The following is a 20081-nucleotide window of genomic DNA, read 5'->3' as shown; positions in this document are numbered from 1 at the left end:
ATCAGCCCTTCAGCAGCTTCTCCATCTGGCTGATGTAGTCCTCGCCGCTTCGGGTGAAGCTGGTCACCTGGCGCTTGGCGGCGATGGTGAGCTGCAGCAACTCGGCGCTGATCGACTTGAACTCGGGCTGACTGCTGAGGTCCTTGGGCAGCTTGGCGATCTGCGATTTGGCCAGTGACTCCAGCACATTGACCTCCTGCTGGAGCGCATTGATCTTGGCCTGCCAGGCCGTGATCTTGGGCGGCATCGACTCGCGCAGACCGGGCTGTTTGGACGGCGTCTGCCACTGCTCGATGTATTCCTTGGTCGAGTGCGTCAGCCCGGAGTTGGTCTCGGTCTCGTACTGCTCGTTGATGTTGGCGGCGAGCCCCTTGCCCTTGTTCAGGGCCTGCTGCAGGCCCTTGAGCACCATGCCGCGGATGTCCTTCAACTTGGCGGCCTCGTCGGATTCGGTCGCGGCCACGCGCGTGTCCTCGGCCAGCTGCTCGTACTCTTCGATCATCCCCAGCACCTGCTTGCCCAGGTGCTGGGCCTTGCTGAAGATCGCATTGATGCCGATCTGGCCCTTCAGGAACTCGGGCTTCTGGTCTTCCTGAAGGTCGAATTCGCCGCCGTCGCAATAGGTCAGGAAGCCGCGGTTGCGGTCCGACTGGAAGGCCTTGGTGATGCGCAGCTCGTAGGCCGAATGCAGCGCCTTGGCGGTCTTCTCGGCCTCGTCGGCGGACTTCAGGGCCAGGTCGGCCACCTTGCGGGCGTCGTTCAGGCGGCCCAGCTTGGCCAGGCCCAGCGCCTGCCCGACCGCGGCGGCCGCCGTCTCGTGCCACTTGCGCATCTGCGGACCGGCGGACTTGACCTCTTTCTCGATGTTCTCGATCGCCGCCAGGTGGATCCGGCGACGCTCCTCGAAGTGCGCCAGCGCCGCCTTGAGCTTCTTCTGGCGCACCCCCTCGACCATCTTGTCGACCACCGCCTTGCCGCCCTCGGGGCCCTCGGCCATGGTCTGCAGCCGCTTGGCCTTGAGCTCGATCTCCTGCAGCAGCTTCTGGACGTCGTCCTCCAGCCCGTCGACGATCTTGCCCAGGGCCTTCTGATCGCCCTTTTCCTTCTTCAGCTGCTCGCGGATCTTGTTGACCCAGACCTTGAAGTACTTGGCCGCATCACCGTGCGCGTCGACGAGCTTCTTCGCGTCGTCGCCGGCGTTGTCCAGCGCCTTGAACTGCGTGACCATCTTCTCCTCGCCAACGAAGGCCTCGAAGACGGAGCCCGGCTTGAGCTTCTGCAGCGCCGTCACGCGCTCCTTGCGCACAGCCTTGAATTCAGCTTCGTATCCCATGGTGGGTTGCCTCTCAGTGGGGGTGATGCGGTGAGGGGTGGGCTGCGGCCAGGTCAGAGCATGCCGAACTTGTCGAGCGCCGCGGCCACGAACGGCGCCAGCGTGTCCTTCAGCGCATGCGACTTCAGCGCCGCGTGGGCGTCCTTCAGCTGCTCCTCGTAGAGCACGCCCTTCTGGACGATGTTGAAGCGCTTGTTGCCCAGCTTCAGATGGAAGCCGCCACCGTAGACGTGCACATGCGGCTCGTCCTCGCCGCCGCCCAGGTATTCCTTGTTGGCCTTGGCGCCCTTGGTCTTGGCGAATAGCGGGCATTCCTTGGCGATGTCGAGCTTGGGCTCGGGCTCGATCGTCAGATCGATCTTGGTGGCCTTGTCGTCGCCCACATAGACATACAGCTCATGCTTGCCCGAGTATTCCTTGGACGGCAGACCGGTCAGCTCGGAGGACTTGATGCCGCTGCGCACCGCCTCGACCTTGATGGCCGACTTGACCTCGTCGATGATCGCCGCGGCCATGCCCGACTTGCTCCAGTCGATCACCATCGAGCGCAGGCGGATGGCCTCGGCCAGCTGGGTGTGGGTCACCATGGGCGTGTTCTTCACCGGCTTGGAGCCGAGCTTGGGGGTGAAGGTCAGGTGCAGCTTGGCCATGGGTGCGCGCTCCGGGTTGATGCCCTGGCACCAGCGGCGCGGTTGCTCCCCAGTCCATGGGCTTGCCGATTGCAGCACTTCGCCCGCTAATCGGGGCTAACGGCAGCGACAGCTCACACTGGGTGTGTCGTCGGCGCCGCATCGGTGGTCAGTGCATTGACGCCGGGCGGGCGGGCGGCGACAGTCCAAGCTGACCATCCCCGCCGACCCTCTCTGGAGCACGCAGCGCATGAGCGACGACGCCTGGCAACCGAACTTCGGCCACCTCACCACCCAGCCGCCGACCTGGGCCGCCAAGCGGCCACTGCGCGTGGCACTGCTGGGCGACTTCGGTGGCGGCGCGCTGGCCGGCCGCCTGGACGCCGCGGACGCGCTGGGCCGGCGCAAGCCGCTGAAGGTCGAGTTCGACACGCTGGAGGACGCGATCGGCCGCCTGGGCCTGACGCTGACCCTGCCCATCGGCGCCGAGGGCGCGGCGGTCGAGGTGCCGATCACCGACACCGAGTCCTTCCACCCCGATGAGCTTTACCAGAACGTCGAGGTCTTCTCGGCGCTGTCCGACCTGCGCCGGCGCCTGAACAATCCCTCCACCTTTGCCAAGGCCGCGGCCGAGGTGCAGTCCTGGGGCGATGAGGCGCTGCGCAAGGCCTCGGCGGTCAGCCGTCACTCCCGTGCCCAGGGCGCGGCGCTGTCGGTCAGCGGCACGCTGGACGACTTCGCCCGCCTGACCGGTCGCCCGTCGCGCGCCCAGGAGGCCGACACCGAGATCGACGGCCTGCTGCGCCGGATCATCGGCCCCTTCATCACGCCGGCCGACAGCCCGGACAAGGCCCGGCTGCTGGCCGCGGTCGATGCGGCCCTGAGCGACGCGATGACCGCGGTGCTGCACCAGCCCGACTTCCAGAACATGGAGTCGCTCTGGCGCGGGGTGGACTTCCTGCTGCGCCGGCTGGAAACCAGCCACCAGCTGCAGGTGCACCTGATCGATGTCAGTGCCGAGGAGTTCGCCGCCGACCTGAGCAGCCACGACGACCTGTGCGAGTCCGGCCTGTACAAGCTGCTGGTCGACACCCCCTCGCAGGAAGAGGACGGCGGCTACAGCTACATCGTGGGCTGCTACCACTTCGAGGCCACACCGCCGCAGCTGGAGCTGCTGGGCCGCGCCGCCATGCTGGGCGCGGCGGCCGGTGCGCCCTTCCTCAGCGCGATCGACACCACCGCCTTCAGCAACCGCAAGGAGCCGCCGCACCGGCTGGTGCGCGACACGGTGAAGGCGCTGCGCGAGTCCCCCCAGGCCTCGTTCCTGGGCCTGTTCGGCCCCCGTTTCCTGCTGCGCCACCCCTACGGCAAGAAGAGCGAGCCGATCAGCAGCTTCGCCTACGAGGAATTCACCCGCCAGAGCGGCCTGCGCAGCATGCTGTGGGGCCATCCGGCGCTGCTGGCGCTGTGCGTGCTGTGCGTGCGCGGCGCGCAGCTCACCATCAACGACCTGCCCTTCCACCACTACCTGGACGAGGACGGCGACTCCACCGCCCTGCCCTGCACCGAGCGCCTGGTCAGCACCACCGTGGCCACGCTGCTGCGCGACATGGGCATCAATGGCCTGATGGCCTTCAAGGGCCAGCCGCTGGTGCGCCTGACCGGCGTCACCGCCATCAATGGCGACGGCCTGGCCACGCAGGCCGCGCCGCGCTCGGGCCTGGTGGTGGAGCGTGGTTCGGTGCACAGCAAGACCCCGGTCAAGACCGACTGGACACCCGAGGCGCGCGGTGGCGGCACGGTGACGGTCAGCACACCGATGCGCACCGAGGAAGCCGACAGCGACGACACCGCCAATGCGCCCGAGGACAGCAGCAGCGACGCGACCGAAACCGCCGCGCCGGCCGCTGAAGAGGCCGCCTCGGCCGTCGACGACGAACTGGCCGCGCTGCTGGCCAGCCTGGACACGCCGGCCGAGCCCGCCGCGGAGGAGCCGGCGATGGACCCCGACCTCGAGGCGCTGCTCAAGTCGCTGGGCTGATCACACGGATCGACGACACACACGGAGGATGTTCATGCGTTGGTATGCCTTGCTCGCCCTGTTGGCGGGGCTGCTGTTCGGACCCACGGCCCAGGCGGCACCGTCACCGGTGACGATCGGCAGCTATGTCAAGGAAGTGCGCGACCTGGATTTCCGGGCCAACAAGTACACGATGGACTTCTTCATCTGGTTCCGCTGGCGCGAGACCGACGCGCTGAAGGACTACAAGCCGCTGGAGAGCTTCGAGCTGGTCAACGGCAAGATCGAGGACAAGTCCAGCGTCGTCGAGAAGGTCGTCAACGGTGAGCACTACGCCAGTGCCCGCATCGTGGCCACGATCAACGAGCCCTGGGACCTGGTGAGCTACCCCTTCGACCGCCACCGCATCAAGATCGCGATCGAAGACAGCAATCTGGGCGCCGATGACATGGTGTTCGTCGACGACAAGCCGAATTCGCGCCTGGGCGACGAGATGACGATTGCCGGCTGGGTGCCCAGCAACTTCGCCACCCAGGTCAGCACCATGACCTACCACAGCAACTACGGCGACCCGTCGCTGTCGTCGGAAGCGCGGTCCGACTTCTCGCGCTTCTCGTTCGCGCTGGACCTGGACCGTCAGACCTTCGGCAGCGCCTTCAAGCTGCTGAGCACGGTGCTGCTGGCCACCGCTGTGGCCTTCGTGGCCTTCATGGTCAAGCCGTCCGACCTGGATGCACGCTTCGGCATGGGCGTGGGCTCGTTGTTCGCGGTGGCGGCCAGCGCCTTCGTGGCGGCCGGCTCGGTGCCCGACTCCGGCGTGATGACGCTGGCCGACCACATGCACATGGTGGCGCTGGCCTTCATCTTCGTGAGCCTGCTGATTTCAGCGATTGCGCTGAAGTTCGAGGTGACCGGCCGCGAGGAGCTGGCCTTCAAGATCGACCGGATCGTGCTGGTCGTGATGCCGCTGCTGTTCTACGGCTGGGCCGGCTGGACGATCTACCGGTCGATGTAAGGCCCGGCGGCGGGCAGCCCCTCAGGGCTGCTCGCGCCCGATGACCACGCGGCGGTTCTCGGCCGCATTGGGATTGCGCGGGTCCTTCAGCTGCTTGGCGCCCATGCCCACGGCCATCACCAGGTCGGGGTTCACGCCCTTGTCGACCAGGTACTGCTTGGCGGCATCGGCGCGGCGCTGCGACAACTCCAGGTTGGCAGCCATGTCACCCGAGGCGTCGGCGTGGCCTTCCACCCGCACCTTGCGGTCGGTGGCGCGGCGGTTGCGCAGCACGTTGGCAAAGGCGTCCAGCTGCTGACGCAGCACGTCGGGCAGCTCGGCCGATCCCAGCTTGAAAGTGGCGGCCGGCAGCGTGAAGCGCACCGGCGGCTTGAAGCCCATGCACTTGAAGCCCGCGGCCTTCAGTTGCTCGCACTCGTCGTCCGGGAACAGGCCCTGCTCGATGTCGGTGGCGCTGGGCACCTTGTTGCCCAGCTCGACGCCGTCATCGGCGGCCCATGCCTGTACCCCCACACAGCCCAGGGCCAGGACCACGGAAGCACAGCGGAGGAGAGAAGCAGCAGCACGCATCGGAATCACCATCGAATCAAGCGGGTTCAGGGACTGGCCGGTCGGCGGTCAGGGGGACTGGGGCGGCTGTTCGCGCCCGATCTCGACGCGGCGGTTCTTGGGCGACATCGGCTGGTCCCCCACGGCCAGCGCCTTGCTGCCCATGCCCACCGGCTTGAGCAGGTCGGGCGACACGCCCTTGCTGACCAGGTAATCGCGCGCGGCCTCGGCACGGCGCAGTGACAGCGCCTCGTTGACCTCCGGCGTGCCCGAGGCGTCGGCATGGCCCTCGATGCGCACGGCGCGCGCCGAGCCGCTCTTGCCCTTCAGCACCTGGGCAAACACATCCAGCTGTTTCTTCAGGCCATCGGGCAAGGCGGACGAGCCGACCTGGAACGAGGTGGTGGGCAGCACGAAGCGCACCGGCGGCTTGAAGCCCATGCACTTGAAGCCGCTGGCCTTGAGGTCTTCACAGACATCGTCGGGGAACAGACCCTGCTCGACATCCTTCACGGTCGGCACGCCGGCACCCAGCTCGACACTGCCTTCCGCTGCCTGGACAGGCAGCGACAGCACGGCGGCGGCCAGCCAGGCCAGCACGGGCAGCGAACGCTGCACGCCGCGAGCAACTTGTTTCATCGGGGACCCCCAGTTCGGGATGCTGCCGCCCCGCAGGACAGGCATTTGTGATCAACTGTGAAATGCTAAAACAATCCAACGCTAATCCGCGTTGACGCCCCCCCCGTAAAGTGGGGACGTCCACGCCCGACGCAGCGCCGGGCGTCGATTGTGCGCCTGAAGCGTGACAATCGGCACGCCGCCGCTCGCCCCCAACTGCCCGCTCGTCCATGACCCTGCCTTCCGACGACGACGACCGCACCGTCATCCGCCCCGTGGGGGCGTCCAGCGCCCCCACGCCGGCCGCGCCCCCCGCGCCGGCACCCGCCCCCCAGGACGGCGGCAGCAACCTGCCCATCGGCACCTACCTGGGCGAGTTCGAGCTCACCGGCGTGCTGGGCGAAGGCGGCTTCGGCATCGTCTACCTGGCCTGGGACCATTCGCTGGAGCGCCGCGTGGCGCTGAAGGAGTACATGCCCTCCTCGCTGGCCATGCGGGTGGGCGCCACCCAGGTGCAGGTCAAGTCGCAGCGGCACCAGGACACCTTCGCCGCCGGCATGAAAAGCTTCATCAACGAAGCCAAGCTGCTGGCCCAGTTCGACCACCCCTCGCTGGTCAAGGTCTACCGCTTCTGGGAAGCCAACGGCACCGCCTACATGGTGATGCCCTTCTACGAGGGCATCACGCTGAAGGACTGGCTGCGCAACCACGGCAGCGCCCCCGACGAAACCTGGCTGATGACCCTGCTGGCGCCGCTGACCGAGGCGCTGGCGGTGATCCACCGCGAGAACTGCTTCCACCGCGACATCGCGCCCGACAACGTGATCCTGCTGGCCGGCAGCGAGCGGCCGCTGCTGCTGGATTTCGGCGCCGCCCGCCGTGTGATCGGCGACATGACCCAGGCGCTGACCGTGATCCTGAAGCCGGGCTACGCGCCGGTCGAGCAGTACGCCGAATCGCCCGACCTGAAGCAGGGACCCTGGACCGATGTCTATGCGCTGGCCGCGTCGATCTACTACGCGATCACCGGCAGCACGCCGCCGCCGTCGGTCAGCCGCATCGTCACCGATGGCTACAAGCCCATCGCGCAGACCCACGCCGGCCAGTACAGTGAGTCCTTCCTCACCGCGATCGACAAGGCGCTGGGCGTGTTGCCGGACCAGCGCACGCCCTCCATCGACGACTTCCGGGCCGACCTGGGCCTGGGTGAGGCGGGCAGCTTCGGCGCCGGTGTCACGCTGATGCCCTCCGCGCCGGCCCCCAGCCGGGCCAGCCCCACCAGCGCCCCCGCGCCGGCACCGGCCAAGCGCGGCATGGGCCTGTGGGTGGGCGCCGGCGTGGCCGGTCTGGCGGTGCTGGGCGCCGTGGGCTACCTGGCGCTGGGGCGGTCGCCGGCGCCGGCCCCCGCACCAAGCGCGGCCGCCAGCGCCGCCCCGATCGATACCGTGGCCACCCCGGCCCCGCCGCCGGTGGCTATGGCCAGCGCACCTGAGACGACCCCGGCCGCCACCCCGGTGGCCACGCCGCCCGCGCCGGCCGCCCAGGCCAGCCTCAGCATCGCCAGCGAGTTCGACCGCGTGCTGCGCGAGTCCCACGCCGACGTCCAGGTGTCTGCCAGTGCGCCCAAGACCACGCTCAAGATCGACCGCGACGACCTGGTCTTCGGTCTGCGGTCCAGCCAGAACGGCTTCGCCACCGTGCTCGCCCTGGGTCCGGACAACAGCCTGATCCGCCTGCTGCCCGACAGCCTGCACCGCAGCATTCCGGTGGTGGCCGGCAAGCCGCTGCGCCTGCCGCCCGACCGCATTCCGATCGGCGACCCGCCCGGGCCGACCCGCCTGCTGGTGATCGTCACCCCCGAGCAGCGTGATTTCTCCACCTGGGGTGGCCGCGAGGAAGGTGGCTACCTGAGCCTGCCCACCGACGCCGGCACGCTGCAGCGCGTGGTGCAGGAGGCGGGCGCCGTGTCACCGCTGATCGGCCGGGCGCGCAACTGCAGCACGCCCGATTGCGCGCGCTACGGTGCCGCGGAGATCCGCCTGGACATCGTGCGCTAACGCCCACCCACGATCGTGGTATCGATCACGCAGTGGTGCGTGACAAATCACTTGTCTCGGGTCAAACTGCCGTATGAGCCAGGCGGCCCGCCGGGCGTCAGGGCCCCGGTCCGGGCGACCCCAGCGGCTCAAGTTCCGCTGCCGATGGCCGAAGTTGGGAGCGACACTCGCTCAACGGAAGAGGTGATCGTGAACAAGACCTCCGGGCTGCTGCTGGCCCTCCTCATCGCGCTGGGTTCCACCGCCACGCTGGCCAATGAAGCCACCGCGCCGCGCGAGGACCTGCGCCAGCAGATGCATGCCGCCACCTGGCCGGCCGACATCGTGCGCATCGCCGACCGCCTGCTGGCCGTTGAAGAGCGTGACGATGCGATCGCCGACGCCTGGGACACCCGCCGCAAGGCCGCCTGGACCGCGCAGCTGCTGCGCTCCAACGTGATGCTGCTGCAACGCAGCGCCTTCGTGGCCGGCAACAACCCGGGCGAACGCCAGGACCTGCGCCAGGCCGCGCTGGGCAACGCCGACGCCGCGCTGCGCATGGCGCGCCGCTACCAGCCGGGCAGCGCCCACGCGGTGGCCGACCCGCACCGCTACGTGGGCTGGCTGCAGCTGGCCTCGCAGCTGGGCAGCGACAACGCCTCGTATGAGCTGGCGCTGTTCTTCCGCCGCGAAGGCCAGCCCTCGCAGGCCGCCGTCTACGAGACCCGCGCCGCCCAGCAGGGCTATGTGGCGCCGGTGGCGCTCGACCACGTCCGCAAGTGACACGCAGGGCCTTCGGGTCCTGCCTTGACACACCGGGCCTGCGGGCCCCGCCGTGGCTGTCCTGGCCCACGCTGACCCGCCCTGCGCACCCGCAGGGCCGGGCACAGGCTCGTCAGTAGGGCAGCTTGTCCAGCATCTGGTGCGGCCAGTCGTCGGTCATCACGATCGACGCCAGGCTGGTCGGGTACAGCGCCGCCAGTTCCCACTGCTGACGGGCGTTGAGGCGGAACAGCGGATCCACCGCCAGGCGCACCGTCTCCGGGCGCCCGCGCGGGCCGTCCGGGTAGTTGCTCTGGAACTGGATCAGTGACTGGCCGTGGGCGTCGGTCAGGCGTGCCAGACGCCCCTGCGCCATGGTCTGCATCGTCAGCGGCCCGAAGACCGACAGATAGCGCAGCTGCACACGCGGGGGCCACTGGCCGTTGGGCAGGCGCGCTGGCAGGTCGGCGACCGTCGGTGCGTCGTCGCGGCTGTCACGCCCACCCGAAGGCCGCTCCAGGCTGCGCACGAACTGCTCCGGGCTCTCGTCGCCAGGCAGTTGCAGCCGGGTGGCCACCTCCAGCAGGCGATCCAGTGCCCAGGCCGGCCGGCCGCCCAGGGCGCTGGCGCGCTGGAAGTCAGCGGTGCTGGCGCGCACCGAGGCCACCCAGTTCGTGGGCGGCGTGCCGCTGCCGGCCCGGTACAAGCCTTCCCAGACCGCCTGCACGGCCGTCTGCAGGCTCTCACGCCGCGCCGGGGTGTCGTCGATGAGCGGCGCGTCCACCCAGTCCCAGGCCGGCAGGCCCGGGCAGTCGAAGGCCAGCTCCAGCCGCTGGGCGGCCGAGCCGGCGCCCACGCTGCGGGACAGCCGCCCCAGCTCGGTCAGCGGATACACCGTGCCCCGCGGCTGGCCGGGCGTGAAGCGCATCATCGCCGGGCGCAGGTCGACTTGCACCGGCACGTCGCCCACCGCGCCCAGGTCCAGCACCAGCAGGTTGCCACGCGGGCGCAGCGCATACGGATGCAGCACCGCGTAGCGGGCCAGCGGCCGGCCCAGCACGCTGGCCTGGCCGCCCATGCCGGCCTCCACCGCCGCGAACCAGCGCAGCGGCAGGCCATTGACGCTCAGTTGGTTGGACACCGTCAGGCGCTCGACGACCAGCAGCAGCGGAATCTCATGCACGGCGGGGGCTCCCTTCGAGGGCAAGGCGGACATCAGTCCGGACAGACCAGCCAGGACGGCGGGCAGGTCTCGTCGGCGCCATCGGGCGCCTGCAGCGGGATCATGTTCAGGCATCGTCAGACCTCCGCCGGCATGAACAGCCGGGTGGCATCGGCAAAGGGGCTCTGGGCGATGCGGCCGCGCATCTCGGCCCAGTCCGGATCGGCGTCGATCTCGGCCAGCAGCGCGCGCGGCGCGCGCCGCCAGCCGACCACGACCGAGGACTCGTTGTCCTGCCAGCCGAACACCAGCTCGTCATCGGCCAGGTTCAGCAGGCGCAACTCGGCCGACAGCAGGGGCGCCGGCCCGCCGGCGCGGATCAGCGCCAGCTTGACCATCTCGATCAGCACATCGTCAACGCCGGAGCCGGCCAGCAGCACCTTCTCGCGCAGCGCGGGCCAGCCGAAGGTGACACGCCAGGACAGCTCGCGGCCGATGGCCTGCGCGCCTGCCGGCGCCGCCGCGCCGAAGGCCTCGTCAAAGGCCTGGTGGGATTCCTCGACCGCGGCCTCCCAGTCGCCCAGGCGCTCGCGCGGCCAGGCGGCGATCCAGCGGCCGCGCTTCTGGTCCAGGTAGTGGAACTGCGGGGCCAGCCGGGTCTCGCTGCCGCAGCCGGGGCAGCGCCGCATCTGGAAGCTGTTGTCCAGGATGGCCTCGCGCAGGTCCGGCCGGCGGTCGGCATTGACGCTGAGGACGACATCCACGGGCACCGCCCCGCCGCAGGCGGAGCAGTGGGCTGTGAGGGTTCGGAAGATCGACATGCGGACCTCAGAGGGCGTTCAGCCAGTCTTTGAACGGGTGCTTGGCCTTGTCGAGCTTGCCGCCGTGCCAGCACATGTAGACCTCGGCGAACCATTCGCCGGGCGCCCGCCATTGGTAGCCAGTGACCCCCTTGGCCCGCTCGGCCAGCTTGTAGCTGACCCAATTGTTGGCGTAGGCCTCCTGGTAGACGTCGTCGCCGATCGCCGCCGCCTTCGACTTGGCGTAGCTGTACCAGATGTTTCCCTTGGTGGCGAGCTGGTGCCACTCCAGCACCGCCTGGCGCGCCTTGGCCCATTTCTCGGCCCCGCCGGGGTAGTCCGCGGGCATCACCACCGGCGCCGGCTCCTGGCCGTTGATCAGCTGGCGCACGAAGCCCTCGTCGAACTGCTTGGCCGCGGCCACCGCCTGGGCGATCGGCGTCAGGTCGGTGTAGACCCGCCACCCGCCAAAGGCAGCCTGGCCCATCTTGCCGTTCATGAAGCCCAGGCGATCATCCACCGCGTGGCCGATCTCGTGCAGGGCGGTCATGTTGAACAGGTTCTTGCCGGTGTCGTCGATCGGCGCGTACTCGTCCTGGTTGTCGTGGCCCAGTGCCTTCATCCGGGTGTCGTGGTCGAAGTTCTCGGTCTTGCCGTCGTCGGGGCGACCATCCATCGTGATGGCCTTGTCAGCCCAGTTGTAGGCGCCGCCATCGCTGTTGGGCTTGTCGAGCGTCACCTTCTTCAGGCTGGGCTGTTTGGCATGGCCGGTGGGCACCTGGGCCAGGGCCTCCCACATGCCCTTGGCCGACACCGTCTTGGCGCCGGCCTCGCCCGAGGTCGTGGCATCGCCCGGTGCGGTGCGCGTGCGCTCATCGAGCTGAATGCCGAAACGCTTTTCGGCCAGCTTGCAGATCAGGCCGAAATCGGCCTCGTTGCCCAGCGTCTGCACGAAGCTGTCGAGCTTCTTGTCGCCGCCAGGCAACTTGAGCAGGGCCTCGGCCTGCGCCACCACCGCCGGGTCATCGGGGTTGGCCTTGGCCAGCGACTGCACGCGCAGCGTGGTGAGCTCCGCGTCGGCGTCGTCGTGGTGCTTGCGCGCCCCCGCCAGATCCAGCTTGGCCAGCGCCTCGGCGGCCTTCTTCAGCAGGGCGTCGATGGCCTTGACGTCGGCGCCTGCGGACTTGGCGTCCTGGCTGCGCTGGCCGAGGTCGGTGGCACGCAGATCGAAGGCCTTGATGTCCTCGACCCAGCGGTCGATCTCGCCGGCCAGCGCCAGCGTGCTGGCGATGCCGGTCTGGGTGGCGGTGGCGTCGCTGCCCTTGTGCGCCTTCTCGGCCTTGGCCAGTTCGGCCTTGAGCTCGCCCGCCTTGCCCGCCAGGGCCTTGAAGCTGCCGGCCTTGGTCTGGCCTTCCAGCGCCTTGACCCGCTCGCGCAGCGAGGTCAGCGCCTCGTCGGCGCTGCGCTGCTGCTCGCGGCGTACCCAGCCGTCGGCCACGATGCGGGCGACCTGGGCGATCAACTCGCCCACCTTGTCCGCCGCCCCTTCGGTGAGCAGCTTCAGCGCCTGCGACAGCTGGGTGCGCGCGGTCTTGAGTTCCTTGGTCAACAGGTCCGGGAACGGCGGTGCCTCCAGCCTGGCCACATCCGCCTGCAGCTGTTCCAGGGCCTTGCCCAGGGCCGTCACGTCGGCGCTCGACTGGACCGCGTCGGCCACGCCGGCGGTGGCGTCCAGCTGCTTGGCCAGGTTCTCGGCGTTGTCCATCTCGGTGGACAACTGGGTGATGTAGACCCGCGCGCCGGCCCAGTCGGCCGTGTCCGGCGCTGCGCGCTCGCCCGCCTTCAGACGCAGTGCCTTGAGGGTCTCGAGGGCCGCAGCCGGGCGGCGCGTGCCGGCCAGCTGGTCCAGGACCTCCAGCCGCTTGTCGAGTCCGGCCAGGTCGTTGACCACGGCGGTGGCCAAAGCGGCTGCAGGAGCCAGGGCCAGGGCCTCGGTGCGCACCGCATCGCACACCGAGATGGCCTCCTCGAAGCGCATGGTCGAAATCGACGCGGCCGGATCGGCCTCGGCGCTCAGCCGGGTGTCCAGCTGCCCCACCCGGGCCGCCAGCGGCACGCAGGTCCTGAGCGGCGCCAGCGCCTGGACGGCGGCGGTGCGCGCCTGCACGAAGGCCTCACGGCGCTGCTTGATGTCCTGGCCGCGCTGCAGCTCGCGCCGGGCGGCGCGATCGACGACGTTCAAGGCCGCGTAGTCGCCCGAGGCCACCTGGCCGGGCACCGCCGCCAGCATGTCCTGCAGCTTCTTCAGGCTGTCGTCCTTGATGAAGTCCGCCTGGGGGGGCTTCTTCAATTCGGTGATGGCGTTGTTGAGGTCATCGTCCAGCCAGGTCTTGCGGGTGCTCGACATGTCCGATGCGATCTTCTTGACCGCGGCGATGGCTTCGTCGTACTTGCCGGTGGCCAGCGTGGCCTTGGCATCGGCCGCATTGAGTTTGTCCTGGAAGCCGGTGTAGGTGGCCGCGGTGGCGTACATGCCCGCCATGGTCTTGAGCGTGCCGGTGGCCGGGGCGCGGGCGATGCGGTAGTCGTTGTACTTGCCGGCCGCCACCAGGGCCTCGTCGCAGCGCTTCTTGGCGGCGTCGATCTTGACCGTGGCCTGCGGGTAATGCTTGGCGTCGTTCAGGCGGATCGCCTCGGCATGGTCGGTGCGCGCCTGGTCGGTCCAGGGCTTGACGTGGGCCGCCTGGGCGTGGGCATCCAGCTTGTCGAGCAGGACCTTGACCGCCTCGCGCTTGGCCACGAAGCCGGGGTTGGCCTTCTCCGCGTCGACCTCCCTGCGCACCGCCTGCTTGATCGCGTCCAGGGCTTCATAGGCTTCGCGCAGCACGGCTTCGCCCGCATCGCGCAAGGCGCCCTTGATGCGGTTCTGGATCTGGCCGACCTCGTTCTCGAAGCTGGCGATCAGACCGCCCAGGCCGCCCGACTTCTCCAGCGTGGCCAGGTCCTTCAGGACCTTGCCCTCGCGGCGGGTGTAGTTCTCGGCGGCCTGGCCGATCGCCTCGTCGGTCTTCTGGTCGGTGCTCTTGAACAGGCCGGTGCGCTTGCGAGGCTGGACACCCAGCTGGCCGGTGATGAACTGTTTCTGGAGCGCGTTGAGCTTCATGGCGGGGTCTCTCCAGGCATCGTCAGGCGGTCTGCAGGCGCTCGGCCAGCTGCGTCAGGGTCTGTTCGGCCTCGCGGCGGATCGCGGTGTCGAGGAAGCCGTTGGCGTCAATCTGGGCGATCAGCGGGTCGGAGCCGACGAAGCTGCGGTATTCGGTGACGATGGCCTGGGCCTCGCGGTGGCGCTGCTGGCGGTCGGCGCCGCTGGCCGACAGGGCCTCGTCGAGCTTGTCGATCAGCCGGGTGTCGAGCCGATCAAGCAGGGTGTGCAGACGGCGCAGACCCGCGGTGAGTTCGGCCTCGTCGAACTCGTCCTCGTTGTCGGCGTCGGCGTTGTGGGCGCGCACCTGTTCGATCACCGCCTGCTCCAGCGCGTCCAGCTGGTCGCTGACGCGCTGGCGCAGGCCGTCCAAGGCCAGCCGGCTCTGCTGCAGCGCCACCAGGCCGCCACCGGCCGACGCCGCGGCGGTGCCGAGCCAGGCCTCGACCTCATCCAGCAGGCCATGGGCCTGGTCGAAGGCCTGCTTGCCCGCGGCCGCCACCGCCTGCGCCATCCGGGCGCGCTGCTCGGCAGCGCCGTCGCGGCCGGCGTCCAGCGCGGTCTTCAGCGCCGCGGTCAGCTCGGTGATGCGGGACTTGAAGCCGGTCATGCCGTCGCCCGCGGCGGTCGCGGACTCGGCACCGACCTTGGGGGCCGCCTTCTCGATCAGCTTGGCCACCGCGTCCAGACCCTGGTGGGCAGCGCGGTGCAGCCCTTCAGCGGCCTTGCCGGTGGCGAAGTCCAGCAGGGGCTTGAGCTTGGCCACCTCGGCCACGCCTGAGGCCGCGAACCGCTCGATCGAGGCGCGCATCTCGCGCAGCCGGGCGTCGAAGCGGACCTGCTCCGGGTCGGCCACGGGGTCGGACGGCGTGTCCGGTGAGGTATCGGTGGGGGTGTCGGTGCGCTCGCCGTCGGAACTTCCGCGCGTCGCCGTGTCGCCCGTGTCGGGCTCGTCGTCGGCGTGCGCGGCCAGCGCCTCGCCGCGCGAGCGCGGCGCATCGGCGCTGTCCTCGGCCAGGTCGTCGGGTTCGACCAGGTCACCGTCGTCGTCCACTTCGTTCGGGTCGGCGCCACGGGCGCGCACCTTGTAGCGCTGCTCGGTCTGCTTGAGCAGTGCCGCCTTCAGCTTCTTGGCGATGCCGGCCGGCAGCGTCTCCAGCACGAAGGTGTGGCTGTTGGCCTCGAAGATGCACTGCGCCGGGAAGTACTTGATGCTGCCGCCGTCGAACTCGCCGGCCAGCAGCTTGCGCGAGCTGGCGGTGATCGGGCGGCGTGACAGCAGCACCGCCGCCAGCGGCCCGCCCAAGGCGATCAGCGCGTGCATCGGGTTGCCCTTGCGGACCTCGCGCATCAGCGGGATCAGCTTGGTGGTCAGCTGGGCCGGGCTGGACTCGTCGTCCTCGGCCTCTTCCTGGGCCTTGGCGGCCGCCTTGGCCTCCTGCTCGGACAGCTTGCGCTGCTTGGCCACGGCCTTGCCGATGTCGGCCACCTGGCTGGCGACCTCCTTGTCGGCCTTGTGGGCCTTGGCCAGCGCGTCGGCCTGCTTCTCCAGCTCGTCCAGGGCCTTGAGCACGGCGTCCGGCCCGGCGCGCTCGGCCTTGCCCAGCTCGGCCATGGCCTTGAGCAGGGCCGCGTCCTTGACGGTGCGCCCCTTGGCAAACTTCTTCCACTCGGCTTCGGTCAGGATCTTGTCGGCCATCTCGGGTCTCCGCGCGGCACAGGGCGTCGCCAGCGTGGGCCAGAATACCCCGAGATGCCGCGCCTGCCGAGCTTTCGGGCCCCCCATGTGCGGGGGGCCCTGGCGGCCGACACATTCCTTGACATTCGGGCAGCACCCCCGATGCCCGCCCGCGCCGACAATCGGCACTGTCAACCCGAGACCCCCCTGGATCGTTGCCCCGTGATGAACCCTTCGCGCCTGTTGCCGCTGAGCCTGCTGACCCTTGCCCTGGGCGGCTGCGTCGTCACCTCCCCGGACCGGGTGCCGGTCTACCAGACCCAGCGCCTGCAATCGGTGCAGGAAGCCACCGTGGTGGCCGTGCGCCCGGTGACCATTGACGGCCACCAGAGCGGCGGCGGCTCGGCCATCGGCGCGGTGGTGGGTGGTGTCGCGGGTTCACAGATCGGCGGCTACCGTGACGGCTTCGTCGGCAGCATCGTCGGCTTCGTGGCCGGCGCGATGCTGGGCAACGCGATCGAGCGCGACGCCACGCGCAGCAACGGCATCGAGCTGACGCTGCAGATGCGCAACGGCGACAAGCGCATGATCGTGCAGGGCCAGGGCGCCGAGGTCTTCCAGCCCGGTGATGCGGTCACCGTGGTCAGCGACGGTTACCGCGCCCGGGTCAGCAAGGCGGCTGGCGGCAACGCCCAGGCCGCGCCCGCGGCGCCCACGCTGCCGCCGCCGGTGCTCTCGGCCCGGCCGGCCGTGCCGCCGCCGGCCACTGGCGCCAGCGCGCCGGTCTATACCCCGCGCTGAGCCAGCGCCGTGCAGGCCGCGTGGTGCTCGCGCAGCACCGGCACGCTCAGCGCCTGCTGCGGCCCGCAGAACCAGCCACGCCAGCCCTCGGGCAGTTCGCGCGCCGGGAAGTAGACGCTGGGGCGCAGCATCACCGGCACCGCCGCGGCCTGCGCTGCCTGACCGCCGGGGGAGGAATCCTCGATCGCCAGCGCCTGCCCTGGCGCCAGCCGCAGCCGCGCCAGCGCGCGGTCATAGACCTCGGGGTCGGGTTTCTTGCGGGCCACGTCCTCGCCGCACAGCACCACCTCGAACAGGGTCCGCCAGTCCTCGCCCAGCAGGCGCGGCATCAGCGCGTCGACATTGCTGCGGCTGGTGGTGGTGACGATGGCCTGGCGCAGACCGGCGGCCGCGGCCTCGCGCATCAGGCCCAGCACGCCGGGGCGCGCGTCGATGCGGCCCTGCGTCACCAGCGCAGCGTAGTGGCGGTTCTTGGCCGCATGCAGGCGCAGCGCCAAGGTCTCGCGCTCGGCGGTGCTGGCCGGCGCATCGGCGCGGGTGCGCATGTCGGCCAGCAGGCGCTCGCGCCCGCCGGTGACCTGCAGCAGCTCGCCATAGCGCCGCTCGTCCCAGCCCCAGTCCAGGCCCAGTTCAGCAAAGGCCAGGTTGAAGGCCACGCGGTGGCCGTCACGCTCGGTCTCGGCGATCGTGCCGTCAACATCCCACAGCAGGGCCTTCAGCATGCCCGTCTCACTGGTAGCGGCGGACCATGGCGTCCAGCGCCACCGGCTTGATCCGGCTGGCCTGGCCGGCGCAGCCGAAGGCCTCGAAGCGCGCCTGGCAGATGCCCTGCGCCGCCTTGGTGGCCGCGGCCAGCGCCTTGCGCGGGTCGAACTCGGCCGGCTGGGTGGCGAAGAGCTGGCGCATCGCACCGAACATCGCCAGCCGGATGTCGGTGTCGATGTTGACCTTGCGCACGCCGCTGGCGATGCCGCGCACGATCTCCTCCACCGGCACGCCGTAGGTCTCCTTGATGTCACCACCGTACTGGCGGATGATCGCCAGCCATTCCTGCGGCACGCTGGAGCTGCCGTGCATCACCAGGTGGGTGTGGGGAATGGCGGCGTGGATCTGCGCGATGCGGTCGATCGCCAGCACCTCGCCGGTGGGCGGGCGGGTGAACTTGTAGGCGCCGTGGCTGGTGCCGATGGCAATCGCCAGCGCATCCACCCCGGTGCGCGCGACAAAGTCCTTCGCCTCGGTCGGGTCGGTCAGCATCTGGTCGTGGCTGAGTTTGCCAACCGCGCCGACACCGTCCTCCTCACCGGCATCACCGGTTTCCAGCGAGCCCAGGCAGCCCAGCTCACCCTCGACGCTCACGCCCACCGCATGGGCCATCTCGCGGACCTTGGCGGTGACGTTCACGTTGTAGTCGTAGCTGGCCGGCGTCTTGGCGTCCTCCATCAGCGAGCCGTCCATCATCACGCTCGAGAAACCCGAGCGGATCGCCTGGATGCACACCGCAGGCGATGCGCCGTGGTCCTGGTGCAGGCACACCGGGATGTCCGGGTGCGTCTCGATCGCCGCCAGCACCATGTGGCGCAGGTAGGCCTCGCCGGCGTACTTGCGCGCACCGGCGCTGGCCTGCAGGATCACCGGGCTGTCGGTGGCCTGCGCCGCCTGCATGATCGCGTGGATCTGCTCGAGGTTGTTGACGTTGAAGGCCGGCACGCCGTAGCCGTGCTCGGCGGCGTGGTCCAGCATCTGGCGCAGTGAAATGAGTGCCATGGCAGTCTCCTGGTTGCGAATGGGGTGTCAGGCCGCCCTGCGGCTGAGGATCTCGAAAGCCGGCAGGGTCTTGCCCTCCAGCACCTCCAGGAAGGCGCCGCCGCCGGTGGAGATGTAGCCCACGTCCTGCTCGATGCCGTACTTGGCAATCGCCGCCAGCGTGTCACCGCCGCCGGCGATGCTGAAGGCGTCCGACTCGGCGATCGCGCGGGCGATGGCCTCGGTGCCCTTGGCGAAGGCGTCGAACTCGAACACGCCCACCGGGCCGTTCCAGACGATGGTGCCGGCGGCCTTCAGTTGCGCGGCCAGCTTCGCCGCGGTCTTTGGGCCGATGTCCAGGATCAGGTCGTCATCCGCCACCTCGGTGGCGGCCTTGATGGTGGCCGGCGCGTCGGCCGCGAAGGCCTTGGCGGTGACCACGTCCTCAGGAATGGGCACCTCGGCGCCGCGCGCCTTCATCGCGGCGATCACCGCGGTGGCCTCGCCCAGCAGGTCGGGCTCGGCCAGACTCTTGCCGATCTTCAGCCCGGCGGCCAGCATGAAGGTGTTGGCGATGCCGCCACCCACGATCAGGCCATCCACGTTCTTGGCCAGGCTTTGCAGGATGGTCAGCTTGGTGCTGACCTTGCTGCCCGCGACGATGGCCACCAGCGGGCGCTTCGGGTTGGCCAGGGCCTTGCTGATCGCATCGATCTCGGCGGCCAGCAGCGGGCCCGCGCAGGCAATCTTGGCGAACTGGGCGATGCCGTAGGTGCTGGCCTCGGCGCGGTGGGCGGTGCCGAAGGCGTCGTGCACGAAGATGTCGCACAGTGCGGCCATCTTCTGCGCCAGCTCGGGGTTGTTCTTCTTCTCGCCCTTGTTGACGCGGCAGTTCTCCAGCAGCACCACCTCGCCGGGCTCTACCGCCACGCCGTCCACCCAGTTGGCGACCAGCTTCACCTCGCGGCCCAGCAGCTCGCCCAGGCGCTTGGCGACCGGGGCCAGAGAATCCTCGGGCTTGAACTCTCCCTCGGTGGGGCGGCCCAGGTGCGAGGTCACCATCACCGCGGCGCCCCCCTGCAGCGCCATCGCAATGCAGGGCACGGAGGCGCGGATGCGGGTGTCCTCGGTGATGTGGCCGGCGTCGTCCTGCGGGACGTTGAGGTCGGCGCGGATGAAGACGCGCCGCCCACGCGCCTGGCCGTCGTTCGCCAGGTCCTCGAAGCGCAGCACCTTCATCGCAGGTCCTTCCCGATGACGCGCGCCATCTCCAGGCACTTGTTCGAGTAGCCCCACTCGTTGTCGTACCAGGCCACGACCTTGACGAAGGTCGTGTCCAGGGCAATGCCGGCCTCGGCATCGAACACCGAGGTGCACGGCTCGCCGCGGAAGTCGGTGGCCACCACCTTGTCCTCGGTGTAGCCCAGCACGCCCTTCATGGCGCCCTCAGAGGCGGCCTTCATCGCGGCACAGATGTCGGCGTAGCTGGCTTCCTGGTTCAGCTCCACCGTCAGGTCCACCACCGACACGTCGCTGGTGGGCACGCGGAAAGCCATGCCGGTGAGCTTCTTGTTCAGCTCGGGGATCACCACGCCCACCGCCTTGGCGGCACCGGTGCTGCTGGGGATGATGTTCTCCAGGATGCCGCGGCCACCGCGCCAGTCCTTGTTGCTCGGACCGTCCACAGTCTTCTGCGTGGCGGTGGCGGCGTGCACCGTGGTCATCAGGCC

Annotated in this window: 16 protein-coding genes and 1 pseudogene; 5 read left to right on the top strand and 12 right to left on the bottom strand. The window is 69.7% G+C overall.

Going from position 1 to position 20081, the window contains the following annotated elements; all coding sequences use genetic code 11:
• Position 1: 1 nt before the first annotated feature.
• Positions 2-1333: a hypothetical protein gene (locus tag KAK07_RS23115; protein ID WP_210853086.1), complete on the bottom strand. Its 1332-nt coding sequence runs from the start codon at positions 1331-1333 to the stop codon at positions 2-4.
• Between the two features lie 53 nt (positions 1334-1386).
• Complete coding sequence (locus tag KAK07_RS23110) at positions 1387-1983, bottom strand: hypothetical protein (RefSeq protein ID WP_210853088.1); 597 nt, start codon at positions 1981-1983, stop codon at positions 1387-1389.
• A 229-nt stretch (positions 1984-2212) separates the two neighbouring features.
• Here KAK07_RS23110 and KAK07_RS23105 point away from each other — a divergent pair, with 229 nt between their 5' ends.
• Together KAK07_RS23105 and KAK07_RS23100 are read left to right on the top strand one after the other, a co-directional pair.
• The gene (locus KAK07_RS23105) at positions 2213-4003 is read left to right on the top strand and encodes a type VI secretion system contractile sheath domain-containing protein (protein WP_210853090.1); all 1791 of its coding nucleotides are present in this window, start codon (positions 2213-2215) and stop codon (positions 4001-4003) included.
• A gap of 34 nt (positions 4004-4037) precedes the next feature.
• Positions 4038-4997 (top strand): ligand-gated ion channel, encoded by a 960-nt coding sequence (locus KAK07_RS23100; RefSeq protein WP_210863393.1) that lies wholly within the window; start codon positions 4038-4040, stop codon positions 4995-4997.
• Positions 4998-5018: 21 nt separating this feature from the next.
• On the opposite strand, the gene KAK07_RS23095 is transcribed toward KAK07_RS23100, so the two are convergent.
• Together KAK07_RS23095 and KAK07_RS23090 are read right to left on the bottom strand one after the other, a co-directional pair.
• Positions 5019-5531, bottom strand: coding sequence for an OmpA family protein (locus KAK07_RS23095; protein ID WP_210853094.1), 513 nt, complete (start codon positions 5529-5531; stop codon positions 5019-5021).
• An 84-nt stretch (positions 5532-5615) separates the two neighbouring features.
• Positions 5616-6185 carry an OmpA family protein gene (locus KAK07_RS23090; protein WP_210863391.1) on the bottom strand — a complete coding sequence of 190 codons (570 nt, stop codon included), beginning with the start codon at positions 6183-6185 and terminating at the stop codon, positions 5616-5618.
• Positions 6186-6394: 209 nt separating this feature from the next.
• Between KAK07_RS23090 and KAK07_RS23085 the strand changes: the two genes are divergently transcribed.
• Together KAK07_RS23085 and KAK07_RS23080 are read left to right on the top strand one after the other, a co-directional pair.
• Positions 6395-8221 carry a serine/threonine protein kinase gene (locus tag KAK07_RS23085; RefSeq protein ID WP_210863389.1) on the top strand — a complete coding sequence of 609 codons (1827 nt, stop codon included), beginning with the start codon at positions 6395-6397 and terminating at the stop codon, positions 8219-8221.
• A 189-nt stretch (positions 8222-8410) separates the two neighbouring features.
• Positions 8411-8983 carry an SEL1-like repeat protein gene (locus tag KAK07_RS23080; protein WP_210853100.1) on the top strand — a complete coding sequence of 191 codons (573 nt, stop codon included), beginning with the start codon at positions 8411-8413 and terminating at the stop codon, positions 8981-8983.
• Positions 8984-9095: 112 nt separating this feature from the next.
• Here KAK07_RS23080 and KAK07_RS23075 read toward each other — a convergent pair whose 3' ends face one another.
• The 4 genes from KAK07_RS23075 to KAK07_RS23060 all read right to left on the bottom strand — a co-directional run bounded on the left by KAK07_RS23075 (position 9096) and on the right by KAK07_RS23060 (position 15825).
• Positions 9096-10145 carry a hypothetical protein gene (locus KAK07_RS23075; RefSeq protein ID WP_210863387.1) on the bottom strand — a complete coding sequence of 350 codons (1050 nt, stop codon included), beginning with the start codon at positions 10143-10145 and terminating at the stop codon, positions 9096-9098.
• Positions 10146-10261: 116 nt separating this feature from the next.
• Positions 10262-10945 (bottom strand): CpXC domain-containing protein, encoded by a 684-nt coding sequence (locus tag KAK07_RS23070; RefSeq protein WP_210863385.1) that lies wholly within the window; start codon positions 10943-10945, stop codon positions 10262-10264.
• Positions 10946-10952: 7 nt separating this feature from the next.
• Entirely contained in the window at positions 10953-14087 is a 3135-nt protein-coding gene (locus KAK07_RS23065; RefSeq protein WP_210863383.1) for a hypothetical protein, read from the bottom strand.
• 22 nt (positions 14088-14109) lie between these two features.
• Complete coding sequence (locus KAK07_RS23060; protein ID WP_210863381.1) at positions 14110-15825, bottom strand: hypothetical protein; 1716 nt, start codon at positions 15823-15825, stop codon at positions 14110-14112.
• A 204-nt stretch (positions 15826-16029) separates the two neighbouring features.
• On the opposite strand from KAK07_RS23060, the gene KAK07_RS23055 reads away from it, so the two are divergent.
• Entirely contained in the window at positions 16030-16605 is a 576-nt protein-coding gene (locus tag KAK07_RS23055) for an outer membrane lipoprotein (RefSeq protein WP_210853114.1), read from the top strand.
• Here the strand turns inward: KAK07_RS23055 and KAK07_RS23050 are convergent.
• From KAK07_RS23050 to KAK07_RS23035, 4 genes and pseudogenes are all read right to left on the bottom strand, one after another.
• Positions 16590-17327, bottom strand: coding sequence for an HAD-IA family hydrolase (locus KAK07_RS23050; protein WP_210863379.1), 738 nt, complete (start codon positions 17325-17327; stop codon positions 16590-16592). The genes KAK07_RS23055 and KAK07_RS23050 overlap by 16 nt on opposite strands.
• Positions 17328-17334: 7 nt before the next feature.
• Positions 17335-18372 (bottom strand): class II fructose-bisphosphate aldolase, encoded by a 1038-nt coding sequence (fba, locus tag KAK07_RS23045; protein WP_210863377.1) that lies wholly within the window; start codon positions 18370-18372, stop codon positions 17335-17337.
• A gap of 27 nt (positions 18373-18399) precedes the next feature.
• Positions 18400-19590: a phosphoglycerate kinase gene (locus KAK07_RS23040; RefSeq protein WP_210863375.1), complete on the bottom strand. Its 1191-nt coding sequence runs from the start codon at positions 19588-19590 to the stop codon at positions 18400-18402.
• Positions 19587-20081: pseudogene (locus KAK07_RS23035) on the bottom strand (type I glyceraldehyde-3-phosphate dehydrogenase); the annotation flags it as partial. The gene KAK07_RS23040 and the pseudogene KAK07_RS23035, both read right to left, overlap by 4 nt.

Source organism: Ideonella alba (assembly GCF_018069875.1).
GTDB classification, from domain to species: Bacteria; Pseudomonadota; Gammaproteobacteria; order Burkholderiales; family Burkholderiaceae_C; genus Ideonella; species Ideonella alba.
Note: the sequence above shows the minus strand (reverse complement) of the source record. Positions and strands in the feature narration are given on the sequence as shown.

Bases quoted from the DNA above. Each gene is read 5' to 3' on its own strand.
- KAK07_RS23070 (WP_210863385.1), bottom strand. From the start codon at position 10,945: ATGTCGATCTTCCGAACCCTCACAGCCCACTGCTCCGCCTGCGGCGGG.
- KAK07_RS23090 (WP_210863391.1), bottom strand. From the start codon at position 6,185: ATGAAACAAGTTGCTCGCGGCGTGCAGCGTTCGCTGCCCGTGCTGGCC.
- fba (WP_210863377.1), bottom strand. From the start codon at position 18,372: ATGGCACTCATTTCACTGCGCCAGATGCTGGACCACGCCGCCGAGCAC.
- KAK07_RS23110 (WP_210853088.1), bottom strand. From the start codon at position 1,983: ATGGCCAAGCTGCACCTGACCTTCACCCCCAAGCTCGGCTCCAAGCCG.
- KAK07_RS23055 (WP_210853114.1), top strand. From the start codon at position 16,030: ATGAACCCTTCGCGCCTGTTGCCGCTGAGCCTGCTGACCCTTGCCCTG.
- KAK07_RS23105 (WP_210853090.1), top strand. From the start codon at position 2,213: ATGAGCGACGACGCCTGGCAACCGAACTTCGGCCACCTCACCACCCAG.
- KAK07_RS23085 (WP_210863389.1), top strand. From the start codon at position 6,395: ATGACCCTGCCTTCCGACGACGACGACCGCACCGTCATCCGCCCCGTG.
- KAK07_RS23065 (WP_210863383.1), bottom strand. From the start codon at position 14,087: ATGAAGCTCAACGCGCTCCAGAAACAGTTCATCACCGGCCAGCTGGGT.
- KAK07_RS23100 (WP_210863393.1), top strand. From the start codon at position 4,038: ATGCGTTGGTATGCCTTGCTCGCCCTGTTGGCGGGGCTGCTGTTCGGA.
- KAK07_RS23050 (WP_210863379.1), bottom strand. From the start codon at position 17,327: ATGCTGAAGGCCCTGCTGTGGGATGTTGACGGCACGATCGCCGAGACC.
- KAK07_RS23040 (WP_210863375.1), bottom strand. From the start codon at position 19,590: ATGAAGGTGCTGCGCTTCGAGGACCTGGCGAACGACGGCCAGGCGCGT.
- KAK07_RS23060 (WP_210863381.1), bottom strand. From the start codon at position 15,825: ATGGCCGACAAGATCCTGACCGAAGCCGAGTGGAAGAAGTTTGCCAAG.
- KAK07_RS23115 (WP_210853086.1), bottom strand. From the start codon at position 1,333: ATGGGATACGAAGCTGAATTCAAGGCTGTGCGCAAGGAGCGCGTGACG.